This window comes from Bacillus sp. FSL K6-0069 (assembly GCF_038007785.1).
Lineage (GTDB): Bacteria > Bacillota > Bacilli > Bacillales > Bacillaceae_G > Bacillus_A > Bacillus_A mobilis.
Window position 1 is genome coordinate 1,922,494 of the sequence record NZ_JBBOXN010000001.1, and the last position, 12,785, is coordinate 1,935,278.

Genomic DNA, 12,785 nt, shown 5'->3' on the forward strand with positions numbered 1-12,785 from the left:
CTTCCTTTCGAATAAAAGATTTAGAAATGGCAAAAAAGCACGTATTGTACGTGCTTTTTTACAATAGTTTTTAAATTTACTAGCAGCCTACAAAGCCGCCCCAACAGCTAGCTCCGATGATGATTAGAAGGATAAATAAAACGATTAATAAAGCGAAACCTCCATAACCACATCCACCACAACTACCGCCGTAACCGTAACCGCCGCAACTATATCCGTAACCCATGTGGAATTCCTCCTTAAAATAAAAATAAAAATGAACGAGGGGAAAATGTACTGGAAGAAATAATGAACTATCGTGTTTGTAGGAACAATGTATACTATGCTTTTTTAAACTTGTTCGCGTATGATGGAAGAGCCCGTTTTTTTGAAGGCTTGTCGTTTTTACAAAGAATGGAGTATAATCTTTGTGCGATGATACAAATAAGTATGTAAATGTAAGGAGAATTTATGAAAAATAAAATTGAAGTATTAATTGATAAATATGGGCTGACACATTTGAAAGAGGAACTTATTCATACTGTATTTCCTTGTGTGAAAGTTGTGCCAAAGCAGGCGGAAACAGTAGCGATAGGTAGTTCGAAAATGGGCGGCGTTCCTGATTTACCAGATTCATTTGAATACCCAGTGCACAAAGGAAATCCATTACAATTTATCGCTCAATTTAATTTAAATGATTTACAAAATGTTGGTATGGATCATAATCTTCCTAAGACGGGGATGTTATATTTCTTTAGCATTGAAAATTACTTTGAAGAAGATGTGAACCCAACTGAAGCGGGACGTGTATTTTATTATGATGTTCCTGTAGAGCAATTACAAAGAGCAGATGGATTCCAAACGAATTATAGCCAGTGTGCAACTACTTTTGAACTGACATATAAATTGCCAGAGCTGTTCATTGAAGATGAGGCTGATTCAGATCGATTCTTACAATTGCTTGAAGAACTAATTCCAGACAACTACGATAACCATCAAATGTTTGGTGAGCCATTCTCTGTACAAGATGAGGTATTGCAAGAGACTGGACAATATATGGACATAAACCCGCAGCAAATGACGCTTTTACTCCAAATTGATTCAGATACTAAAAATTGTAATATGATGTGGGGAGATTTAGGGATGCTTTATTTCTGTATTGGAAATGAAGACTTGAAAAATCGACGTTTTGAAAATACATGTTGTGTATTACAAACTTGTTAATGAAGAAGGTTGTTCTTGTAGAAAGAACAGCCTTTTTACAATGTTAAATATGCATAATCTCATATGACCTATACGAAAAAGTATTGTATACTCTGAAACTATACGATACTTTTTTCGTATAGTTATAGAATGTAAGGAGTGACGAGATGGGAAAGACAAGTAAGTATGTGACAGCTACCCTGCTTTGTTCAACTATAGTAATGGGAGGCTTACACGCGTCAACGGTATCTTATGCAGCTACGAATCCGACTGTAGCGACAACACAATCAGATGCAAAGCTATTAAATGATTTCAGAAAAGAATTAAAAAAACAGGTTGATAATCGAGAAGAAAATATTACAATCACATATAAAACGAAAGATAGAAATGCTAGAAATGTTATGGACCAATTGTATGGCGAGTTTAATAAAATTGTAGATGTAGATGAGTATGTAAAATATAATGTAGCCTCTACTAAATATTCTATTAAAGGGTTACCAGGAAACTATACGTTTACACTGCAAGTGAAATACCGTGAATCAAAAGAGCAAACACAATATGTAAAATCACAGGCAAAAGCAATTATCGGTTCAATTGTAAAACCTGGAATGGACGAGCATGAGAAAGTAAAAGCGATTCATGATTACGTTGTAAAACATGTATCTTATGATACGTCTTATAAAGCGTATACAGCATATGAAGCATTAGCGAATCGTTCTGCCGTTTGCCAAGGATATACGTTATTAACATATGAATTGCTAAAAGAAGCGGGTATTCAAAACCATATTGTAACAGGTACAGGGAATGGACAAGCTCACGCATGGAATATAGTGAACATTGAAAACAAATGGTATCATCTTGATACAACATTCGATGATCCAGTACCGGATAAAGCTGGGCGCGTAACATATTCATATTTTAATATGTCTGATGAGCAATTAAGTAAAGATCACGAATGGGATCGCAGTAAATATCCAGCAGCAACTACAAGTTACTTTGGTGAATTAACAAACAAAATAAAAGCGGGTAGCTCAAAGACTACTGCATATGAACAAATGTTAAAAGAAACAAACTTAAAATACTTATCTGCACAATACGGGGCAGACAATTACAGTGAATTTAAGAAGAAATTACAGCAACAATTCGCTTCTAAGCCAGAGAAGGTAGAAGTACGATATAAGCAATCTATGGATGGAACAATGCAAGATATAAAGAAAGTATTAAATGAAATAAATTGGCCAAAAGGTGCAAAGCGTGTATCTTATCAAGTAGCACCTTATAGTGCGATGACAGATTATTCATTAGCGACAATTACATTTACCTATTAATCAATGAAAAGAGCATCTGTAAAAGGTGCTCTTTTTATTATGTATCACTTCAAAAAACAGAATTGTGTGATAAAATATAAAAAGGAAGGATGTGGAATCTGAATGAATTTGTTCGAAAATAATATTTTTACATTGATATATACTTGTTTAATAATCGGACTTATCGTTTTGTTTTTCCTATCATTTACTTTGTTTGTTAGAAGGTTATTGCAAAACAGCGCTGCAAAAAAACAACATGTAATTCATATGAATAAGAAGCTAGAGCGAATTATTGAATTGCTTGAAAAAGATAAGAAATAATGATAGAAGATGTATGAAAAGGGGAAGATGATGGCTAATTATATAAAAGAATTACGTGAAAAAGTAGGACACGATTGTGTTCTCATAAACTTTGCGGGTGGTTGTGTGTTGAATGAATATGGAGAAGTTTTACTGCAAAAAAGAGGTGATTTTAATGCTTGGGGATTTCCTGGCGGTGCAATGGAAATTGGAGAATCTGCCGCAGAAACTGCGATTCGAGAAATAAAAGAAGAAACAGGCTATGATGTAGAAATAAATGAACTTCTCGGGGTGTATACAAAATATTTTCAAGCGTATCCAAATGGAGACAAAGCCCAGTCCATTTTAATATTCTTTTCATGCTCAATTGCCGGAGGAGAGCAAAAGATAGACGGTGATGAAACGTTGGAATTAAAGTTTTTCCCGCTAAACAAAATGCCACCATTGTTTAATCAACAACATGAGGATTGTTTACAGGACTTACTAGAGAAAAGAATAGGGGTGTATCGTTAACATAAAAAAGAAGCTAAAAATATTAGCTTCTTTTTTATGTTTTATTTCCACCAATCATCAAACATTGATGCTGGAACTTGTCTTTTATGTTCGCTTACTGCGTAACGTTTTTCAATTTTTTCTGCTACGTCAGCTGGAACGGCTTTACCTTCTAAATAATCATCTAGTTGATCATATGTAATACCTAACTCTGTTTCATCAGCTTGACCTGGTTTTTCATCTAATAAATCAGCTGTTGGCATTTTTAAGTAAAGTCGCTCGTCTGCACCTAATTCTTGTAATAGAGCGCGTCCTTGGCGTTTTGTTAATCCTGTTAATGGTAATAGGTCTGCACCACCATCTCCGAATTTTGTAAAGAATCCTGTAACAGCTTCTGCCGCGTGATCAGTTCCAATTACAAGTAATCCTTGTTGACCACCGATTGCGTACTGCGTAACCATACGGATACGTGCTTTTACGTTACCTTTATTGAAATCTGTTAATGATTCACCAAGTAAGTTTTCATATTGATTTGAGAAAGCATCAACTGTTGAAGCAATATCAAATGCAACAGATTGATCAGCTTGAATAAATTGTAATGCTAATTGTGCATCATCTTCGTCCTTTTGCACTTTATAAGGAAGGCGCACGGCAATAAACGTTGCGTTACCACCTTCATTACGAATTTCCTCCACTGCAAGCTGAGCTAAACGTCCAGCTAATGTAGAGTCTTGTCCGCCACTAATGCCAAGTACAAATCCTTTTGCACCTGTTTTTTTTACATAATCTTTTAAGAAATCTACACGTTTACGGATTTCTGCTTTCGGATCAATTACAGGCTGAACATGTAATGCTTTCATAATCTGTTCTTGTAATGTCATTATGATTCCTCCTATTCATATTAAAGCGGTAATTAAGTTTATATGTATATTGGTACATACTTCTATCCTTTATTATTTCGCAAAACTAACGAATATACAATAGGATGCGTGTATGAATATGAATGTAGTCATTATAATGAAACTGTTTCATTTAAGCAATTTTTTTGAAACCTTTCAATAATGTAAGGTTTTTGTCATTTGAATCGATGGAAGCTATTTCCGCACTTTACTAATATAAGAACATAGTTAGCAGAAGGGCGGAGAAGTAATATGAACATTAGAGAACTCGCATACCGGAATGTAACGCGAAATAGACGAACATACTCAGCATATTTTTTAAGTAGTGCATTTGCAATTATGGCCTTTTTTGTGTACTCATTTTTTGCGTTTCATCCGGCATTAAGCGCTGGAGAATTGGGACAGTATGTATTCGTAAGTATGTCTTTTGCACAGTCCATTATTTACTTATTTACGTTTTTCTTTATTTTATATTCGATGGGAATGTTTTTAAAAACGAGAAAGCGTGAATTAGGAATTTTAATGATGTTAGGTATGACGAAATATCAATTAAAGCGTCTTATCTTCTTTGAAAATATTATGATTGGGATAGGGGCAATTATTTTTGGAATACTTGCAGGCATGCTATTTTCCGGAATATTAATATTTGTAGCTTCGATGATATTAAAATTAGATATTACTTTAGCGTATTACATACCAATGAAAGCTATTGTTGTAACGAGTATTATGTTTTTCATATTATTTATGATTATTTCATTATTTAGTGCAGGAATGGTTCGTAAAAATAAAATTATGAAATTGTTTAGAGGATCAGCAGAAGCGAAGCCTGAACCGAAAGCATCTATTATTTCTTCTATATTAGCAGTCATATTGCTTAGTGCGGGATATGCAGGAGCGCTTCTGTCACATGGTGCAATGGTATTTGTCATGATGATTCCTGTTACAACGGTAGTCATTATTGGTACGTATTTGCTGTACAAGCAGTTAAGTGTCTTTATTATTAGACTATGTAAAAAAAGTAAACGTTTCTATTGGACACAGACAAATATTATTACGTTATCAGATTTAGCTTACCGCATGAGAGACAACGCAAGAATGTTCTTTATTGTAACTATTATTTCAACTGTAGCATTTTCAGCAATCGGCACATTAGTTGGTTTCGCATCAATGATGAAAGGAATTATGGAGAGACCAATTGCATTTCAATATCATTCTAAGCAAGGAAATAGTAATGAATCACAGCATTTGAAGATTATTGACGAAGGATTAAAGAAACATAATATATCAGCTTCTAAAACAAACATTTCAACGAAAAAGCCGGAGGAGCAGTCGTTAAGAAGTGCTATTTTCATAAAAGAATCAGATTATGAGAAATATGCGAAGTTAACAGGCGAACCATTTCAAACTATAGCAAATAAAGAAGCTTTATTTTTGGCGGTCGATATACCAGGACCACCGATGAAAGAAAGAAAAGAAATTACGTTACCAAACACGAATGAAGCTTTAAAAGTAAAAAAAGTTAATACTTCTTCGTTAAGTAAAATACTACGAGGTAACGTGTATGTAATCTCTAAAAATCAGTATGATACATTACAAGACGGCTTTAAAGAGGAAAAAGATTATGTGTACAAAACAGAAGGAACGAAAGATGAAATTGAAGTTGGTAAAGAACTTACGCATCAGGTGAAGACTTATGAAGAACATGCCACGTTTAGTGCAGAAGAGTACGAACAAAACCAAAGTTTACAAATCGCAGGACCAATTTTATTTGTAGGCTTCTTCATTGGTATAGTATTTTTCGTATGTGCAGGAAGTTTCCTTTACTTCCGTTTGTTTTCTGATTTGGAGGATGATACTCGTTTGTTTGAAATGATTCGAAAAGTAGGCTTAACGAGCGGGGAATTATCGAAAGTAGTTACAATCAGATTGGCACTTTTATTCTTCGTTCCAATAGGTGTTGCAACATTACATGGGGCAGTAGCGTTAACGGCACTGGGACAGATGTTTGAGTACTCATTATTTAAAGAAAATGCGATTGTATTAAGTATTTTCGTAGGAATCCAAGTTGTATATTTCTTACTGATACGATCTCGTTATTTAAAACAATTGAAAGAGAGATTACGTATTCGTTAATTGTGTTATTTTAACTTGAGTACAAAATTTTCTAAAAAGAGACAAGTATTACCAAAAAGTGATAAAATGGAAAGAGCGAGGTGGAAAAAATAATAGAAAGTAAGGGGGGAGTAATATGAAAGCAACAGGAATTATTCGAAAAGTAGACGAATTAGGACGAATTGTTATTCCTAAAGAGTTAAGAGAAGTATTAGGAATCCAAATCAAATCACCACTTGAAATTTTCGTAGAAGAAGAAAAAATCATTTTACAAAAATATCAACCTTACAATGCTTGTCAAATAACAGGTGATGTTTCAGATCAAAACATATCATTAGCAAATGGAAACATTACTGTTAGTATAGATGGAGCGAAACATTTAATAAAAGAAATAGAAAAGTTTTTAAATAAGAGTGAAGCTTAGTCTTAATTTATTTTATTTTTAAAATTTCATATCATTCTTTAAAAACTATAAAAGGACCATTAAATGGGTCCTTTTATTTTTGTTATTGGTGCCTAAAAATTACGAGATTAATAAAAGAGTAGTATAAAATTAGTAAGCTATATTGAGAAATATTTTTAAGGAAGGAAAATGAAATGAATAAAACGAATGTTACATTTAAACCTTTTCAAAAGTGGTCTGAAATGAAAATAATATATTTTCAGGAGGGATTACGATGAATAGTAGTACAGCGAATAAACAAAAAGGTATACAATTGATTCCTTTTACAGTAGATAAGGTGGTTGAACAAGTAAATGAAATTCCACCAGGTGTACAACTTATTCATGCTCCACAAGTATGGGAGAAGAGTGCGAAAGGAAAAGATATTGTTGTTGCCGTATTAGATACAGGTTGTGATGTGAATCATATAGATTTAAAGGATCGCATTATCGGTGGAAGAAATTTCACGAAAGATTACGAAGGGGATCCGAATATGTACCTTGATAATAACGGACACGGTACTCATGTAGCGGGGACAATTGCAGCGACTGAAAATGGTGTCGGTGTTTTAGGAGTCGCACCGCTTGCTAAAATGCTAGTGTTAAAGGTTTTAGCGGGAGATGGTTCTGGAAGTTATGAGCAAATTATTGAGGCGATTCATTATGCTGTAAATTGGAGAGGACCTAATAAAGAAAGAGTTAGAGTCATTTCAATGTCACTTGGTGGTCCGCAAGACGTTCCAGAATTACATGAAGCAATTCAGAATGCGGTAAAGGAAGATGTTCTCGTCGTATGTGCTGCTGGGAATAATGGAGATTGTAATGATAAAACAGAGGAACTAGACTTCCCAGGTGCGTACGCAGAAGTAATTGAAGTCGGCGCTGTCAACTTAGAACGGAAAATCGCATGTTTTAGTAATTCGAATCAAGAAATTGATCTAGTGGCGCCAGGCGATGAAATATTATCTACGTATCCTGAAGGGAAATATGCAGTATTAAGTGGTACTTCTATGGCGACACCACATGTTGCTGGAGCGCTCGCATTGCTCATTAAGCAGTGTGAGAGGGAATATGGTAGAAAGTTATCAGAGCCAGAAATATATGCACAACTTATTAAAAGAACTGTACCTTTAGGATATGAACGTACATCTGAAGGGAATGGATTACTAGATTTATTAAAAGAATAGCAAATACTAAAAAACATCTCATAAAAATATGAGATGTTTTTTAGTAAGGTTCTGTCACATATACAGAGGAATCTAGTATTTAATTCTACTTCACGAAATGTTTGCCACAACTATATCTGTTTTTTCTGAAGTAGAAGCTATGCATCCATTACATATTACGTATACGTTGTTCGGTAGTGATATCGAAAAAGTGTGCTTTCGCTAAACTAAAAGCTAATGGAAGTGTATCGTTAGCTTTAATCTCTGAACGAGCGTTAATTCGCGCAATAAAGTTTTGATTTGAAAGTTTTCCATGAATCATCGTTTCAGCACCTAATAATTCAGCAACCTCTACTGTAATTTCGACTGTGGATTCAGGCGATGATTGAAGAACGATTGGTTCATCATGAATGTCTTCAGGACGAATACCGAGTATGATTTTTTGTCCATTATACCCTTTTTGCTTTAATGTTTTTAGTTGCCCATCGGGTACTTTGAAGCGAATATTTTCCATGTGAAAATAGTTATCTTGTAATGTCCCAGTAAAGAAATTCATAGCGGGAGAACCAATGAATCCGCCAACAAATATATTTTCAGGTGTATCATATACTTCTTTTGGAGTCCCAACTTGCTGGATGAGCCCATCTTTCATAACGACAAGGCGTGATGCCATTGTCATTGCTTCTGTTTGATCATGTGTCACATATATAGTGGTCGTATTTAAACGACGATGTAGTTTGGAGATTTCTGAACGCATACTGACGCGTAATTTTGCGTCTAAATTCGATAGAGGCTCGTCCATTAAAAATACTTTTGCATCACGGACGATAGCCCTTCCTAGTGCAACCCGTTGGCGTTGTCCACCTGATAATGCCTTCGGTTTTCGTTGTAAGTAATCTTCGAGCCCTAATATTTTCGATGCCTCCGTTACTCGACGATTAATTTCATCTTTTGGAAGTTTGCGTAGTTTCAAGCCAAACGCGATATTGTCATAAACAGTCATATGCGGGTATAGTGCGTAATTTTGAAATACCATCGCAATATTGCGATCTTTTGGAGCGACATTATTCATACGCTCTCCATCAATATAAAACGAACCATCGGAAATGTCTTCTAGACCTGCGATCATGCGTAAAGTTGTTGATTTTCCGCATCCAGAAGGACCGACAAATACGATAAACTCTTTATCTTCAATATGTAAATTAAAGTCAGAAACAGCAGTGGTTTTATTATCGTAAACTTTAAAAATATGATCTAATACTAGTTCGGTCATCATTATTCACTCCTTTTTGTAATTGATTGAATTATAAGATTATTAAAAGCGTAAGTAAATCGGCATTGTGCACAAAAGAATGAGAGGCTATTATGCAAGTTTACAGATTTAAGAAACAAAAAAGCAACTGTAGGATATACTTTCATCTATAGATATGGGATAAAAGTATTACTTTTTAGTGGGAAAATATGTTAAAAGAGTTTCCGATTCATAAAACAATGATGGTATGAGAAAATGAATATTGTAACGTGTTTCATGAGAGTTTCACGAGATATCTAAAGAAAGAAACGCCATATAAACTGCTACTGCACCTTCAAAAGTTTTTATATTAATCCCTGTTTTTTCAATGAATTTATCAATTCGATACTGCAAAGTATTACGATGTAAATATAATTGTTTCGCTGCAAGAGATACATTTAAGTTACATTGGAAGAATACTTTAACGCTATCAATTAGTTCTTTGTCATTCGAAATGTGTGCCAGTAAATGATTCGTGTATTTTTTTCTTTCTTCTTTCGGTAATGAAATCATTAATTGATAAGGGAGCAGTTGTTCAATGTATGTAATTTTTTTTGATAAATAGGGAGAAAGAACAGAAAATAATTTTCGCTCCCATTGATACAGATAAGCAAATTCAGCTGTTTGCGTATAGCGTCTTCCAACAAAGAAGGATAGGGATACAAAAAAATCTGTTTCTAGTGTATCTAAGGCTGTTTGCAATACAGACTCCGTTATGTTTTCTTCTAATATGAGGACGCCAGCTTGCGAAGTTTCCCATATCATTGTAGTAGTAAAAGAAAACATAGACTGTAAAGCATCTTGAAATTCTTCTCTTTCTACTATAGATTGTGTTGTGAAGAAGTGTAAAAAACGAACTGATAGCATAGAGATATTGTTATTTTTGTATAACGCTTCATGCCACGATTTTTCTTTTTCTGTTTTATAAAATGTCTCAGTATGAATGGGTGTTAAGATGGATGAAAGCAATTGATGCTCCTTTTGATGTAATCGGATTTTTCGAATCCCGACTTTGTTTCCTTCAACTAAAAACCAGCTATAATCTTCTGACAACACAGCTTCATTGATTTTTATATCCTCACCATAATATGTTTTTAATTGTTGAATCATAGGAACACTCCCCCTTCAAAAATAATAGTAACAATATTGTAAATAAGTATAGATGCATTGCAATTATCTTTAAATTTTTGCACTAGAATCTTGTATGTTTTTGCTAGAATTGATAGCGTTTCTGTATTGTGAGGGAGATAGATTCGTTTCTCGTTTAAATGATTGTGCAAAGAATGATTGGGAAGAAAACCCGGTAATAGTTGAAATGTTAGAAATTGAATAATTGGTAGTTTCTAACAATATTTTACTTTCTCTAATACGAGTTTGAATTAAGTATTCAATAGGCGAAACGCCGACGAACTTCCTGAAAGAATGGGATAGGTAATATTTGTTTATATGACTAATTCGAGCTAATGTATCCAGGCTAATATTTTCGTGAAAATGCTGCTTAATATAGTTTTTAATAAATTCAATATCTTTATTGATTTTTTGAGTAGATGTTTTTTCTACATTAAAGGATTTTTTTCTCATCATTTTAAGTAGTAATATTTCCAGAATATTTTGTATAATCAAATTATAATCTTCCTGATGGTTTTCCACTTCCTCGACCAATTGCTGAAGGTAGAAGAGAAAGTTTTTTTGATCCTGGCTATAATTATGAATAGTAACTGGACTAGGATTTTCTATGGATGAAAAGGACAGGCCTTGAATACCAAGTGCGATGTATTCGAGTGGGTGATTCGTATCAGACTTTTCCGTGTGCTCGATATTTGGATTGATGATAATCAAATTGTGTTCTTGAACAGGGATTTCTTCTTTATAAAAGATAAAAGTTCCTTTGCCCTTAGTAATATACAATAGCTCTGTAAAATGATGCGCATGAATGGTACTATGCCAATCTTTATCGTATTTTGATTTTGTTATGTAAAGAAGTTTTACTGGAAGATGATTCCGTTGAAACTGTGGAATCTCATATACTTCATTGGACAATTGAATCCCTCCTTCATAGATTTTTTATCTATTTTATAAAGATTTTAGTGGGATATTCAGTAAAAAGCAAGATAACTAAAAAACAGAACAAGATGTTTATTGTGAAAGCGTTATCTATTTTGTATTCTTTAATTATGAAAGGAAGATTAGGAGATGGGGGTAAATAAAGATGAAAAAAAAGTTATTGTTGTCTGGGATGACAGCTTTGTTATCTTTTAGTTTAATAGCTTGCCAAGGTAATACTTCAAAAGTTGATAACTCTAAGGATGGTAAAGGCTCCAGTGAAAAACAAACCCTTCATGTGGCAACACTTGAATCGGCTTATGGTAAAGAGATGTGGAGCAAAGTAATTGACGCATATGAAGCTGCTAATCCAAAAGTTGATGTTAAATTGACAGTGGACAAAAATCTTGAGGATGTCATAGGCTCAAATATGAAAGCAGGAAAGTATCCGGATGTTGTGTTGTTGGCAACTGGGAGAAAACAGGCACTAACAGAAACTTTAATTAAAGATAAAGCATTAGAAGACATTACTGATGTTTTTGATAAAAATGTTTATGGTGAAGATGTTAAAGTCAAAGATAAGTTAGTACCAGGGCTTACTGGTACACCTGCGACTAATCCTTATAATGACGGTAAAATTTATATGGCACCGATGTTCTATAGTCCAACTGGATTATTCTATAATGCTAGCTTATTAAAAGAAAAAGGTTGGGAAGTGCCGAAGACTTGGGATGAGATGTGGGCTTTGGGAGATAAAGCGAAAGCAGAAGGGATTTCATTATTTACTTATCCTACAACAGGCTACTTTGATACATTCTTCTACTCTTTATTACTAGGAGTGGGTGGACCTGAGTTATTTAATAAAGCTATGAAATATACAGATGGTGTTTGGGAAAGTTCTGAAGCAACGAAATCGTTTGAAATTATCGGAAAATTAGGAAAATATACAGAGCCAACTACTGTTGCGAATGCAAATGATAAAGACTACAAAAAAAATCAACAATTGGTTCTCGATAACAAAGCTTTGTTTATGCCAAATGGTACATGGGTAGTTGGTGAAATGAAAGAAGCTCCTCGATCTAAAGGGTTTGAATGGGGCATGATGCCTTTACCAACAATTGATGCTAATAGCGACCGTTATGCATTTACTTTCTTTGAACAAATGTGGATTCCTTCGGCAGCTAAAAATAAACAACTTGCTAAAGATTTCATGACGTTTGTTTACTCGGATAAGGCAGCTGAAATTTTTGCTGAATCGAGTGCGATTCAGCCTATCAAAGGTCTTTCTAATAAACTGACAGGTGAAAATAAATCATTCTATAGTATCTATGATAATGGAGTGAAAGTGGGAATAGGTGGATTTGCTGCAACGAAAGCCGTTGAAGGCGTAAGTATGCCAGATACATTATTTAGAACGATTGACAGTGTTATTTCTGGTGATAAAAAGGTGAAAGATTGGCAAAGCTCTGTTGAAAAAGTGAGTGACCAATTACGGTCTGCATTAAAATAAATTAGTTTTCACTACGTACAATGGTGAACAGCTAGTCTCACC

The 12,785-nt window shown here is 34.2% G+C and carries 13 protein-coding genes; 8 read left to right on the forward strand and 5 right to left on the reverse strand.

Annotation, left to right across the window (positions count from 1 at the left end; genetic code table 11):
* Positions 1-79 precede the first annotated feature (79 nt).
* Positions 80-226: a YjcZ family sporulation protein gene (locus tag MHB74_RS09895; protein WP_000540425.1), complete on the reverse strand. Its 147-nt coding sequence runs from the start codon at positions 224-226 to the stop codon at positions 80-82.
* A gap of 224 nt (positions 227-450) precedes the next feature.
* Between MHB74_RS09895 and MHB74_RS09900 the strand changes: the two genes are divergently transcribed.
* From MHB74_RS09900 to MHB74_RS09915, 4 genes are all read left to right on the forward strand, one after another.
* A complete protein-coding gene (locus tag MHB74_RS09900) occupies positions 451-1,203 on the forward strand; it encodes a YwqG family protein (RefSeq protein WP_061676489.1) in 753 nt (250 codons plus the stop codon).
* A gap of 146 nt (positions 1,204-1,349) precedes the next feature.
* A complete protein-coding gene (locus MHB74_RS09905; protein ID WP_061676488.1) occupies positions 1,350-2,510 on the forward strand; it encodes a transglutaminase domain-containing protein in 1,161 nt (386 codons plus the stop codon).
* A gap of 102 nt (positions 2,511-2,612) precedes the next feature.
* Positions 2,613-2,810, forward strand: a complete 198-nt coding sequence (locus tag MHB74_RS09910; protein WP_061676487.1) for a DUF4083 domain-containing protein — start codon at positions 2,613-2,615, stop codon at positions 2,808-2,810.
* Between the two features lie 30 nt (positions 2,811-2,840).
* Positions 2,841-3,302: an NUDIX hydrolase gene (locus MHB74_RS09915; RefSeq protein ID WP_061676486.1), complete on the forward strand. Its 462-nt coding sequence runs from the start codon at positions 2,841-2,843 to the stop codon at positions 3,300-3,302.
* A gap of 41 nt (positions 3,303-3,343) precedes the next feature.
* Here the strand turns inward: MHB74_RS09915 and nadE are convergent, their stop codons facing one another.
* Entirely contained in the window at positions 3,344-4,162 is an 819-nt protein-coding gene (gene nadE / locus MHB74_RS09920) for an ammonia-dependent NAD(+) synthetase (RefSeq protein WP_061676485.1), read from the reverse strand.
* Between the two features lie 270 nt (positions 4,163-4,432).
* On the opposite strand from nadE, the gene MHB74_RS09925 reads away from it, so the two are divergent.
* The 3 genes from MHB74_RS09925 to MHB74_RS09935 all read left to right on the forward strand — a co-directional run bounded on the left by MHB74_RS09925 (position 4,433) and on the right by MHB74_RS09935 (position 7,920).
* Positions 4,433-6,313, forward strand: coding sequence for an FtsX-like permease family protein (locus MHB74_RS09925; RefSeq protein ID WP_061676484.1), 1,881 nt, complete (start codon positions 4,433-4,435; stop codon positions 6,311-6,313).
* Between the two features lie 115 nt (positions 6,314-6,428).
* The gene (locus tag MHB74_RS09930) at positions 6,429-6,716 is read left to right on the forward strand and encodes an AbrB/MazE/SpoVT family DNA-binding domain-containing protein (protein WP_000648284.1); all 288 of its coding nucleotides are present in this window, start codon (positions 6,429-6,431) and stop codon (positions 6,714-6,716) included.
* Between the two features lie 253 nt (positions 6,717-6,969).
* The gene (locus MHB74_RS09935) at positions 6,970-7,920 is read left to right on the forward strand and encodes a serine protease (protein WP_061676483.1); all 951 of its coding nucleotides are present in this window, start codon (positions 6,970-6,972) and stop codon (positions 7,918-7,920) included.
* 148 nt (positions 7,921-8,068) lie between these two features.
* Here MHB74_RS09935 and MHB74_RS09940 read toward each other — a convergent pair whose 3' ends face one another.
* The 3 genes from MHB74_RS09940 to MHB74_RS09950 form a co-directional block, all read right to left on the reverse strand.
* Positions 8,069-9,172, reverse strand: coding sequence for an ABC transporter ATP-binding protein (locus MHB74_RS09940; protein WP_061676482.1), 1,104 nt, complete (start codon positions 9,170-9,172; stop codon positions 8,069-8,071).
* 264 nt (positions 9,173-9,436) lie between these two features.
* On the reverse strand, positions 9,437-10,300 hold the full coding sequence (locus MHB74_RS09945) for a PucR family transcriptional regulator (protein ID WP_061676481.1): 864 nt from the start codon (positions 10,298-10,300) through the stop codon (positions 9,437-9,439).
* A 69-nt stretch (positions 10,301-10,369) separates the two neighbouring features.
* The gene (locus MHB74_RS09950) at positions 10,370-11,230 is read right to left on the reverse strand and encodes a helix-turn-helix domain-containing protein (protein ID WP_061676480.1); all 861 of its coding nucleotides are present in this window, start codon (positions 11,228-11,230) and stop codon (positions 10,370-10,372) included.
* A 169-nt stretch (positions 11,231-11,399) separates the two neighbouring features.
* On the opposite strand from MHB74_RS09950, the gene MHB74_RS09955 reads away from it, so the two are divergent.
* Positions 11,400-12,743 (forward strand): carbohydrate ABC transporter substrate-binding protein, encoded by a 1,344-nt coding sequence (locus MHB74_RS09955; RefSeq protein WP_061676479.1) that lies wholly within the window; start codon positions 11,400-11,402, stop codon positions 12,741-12,743.
* Positions 12,744-12,785 lie beyond the last annotated feature (42 nt).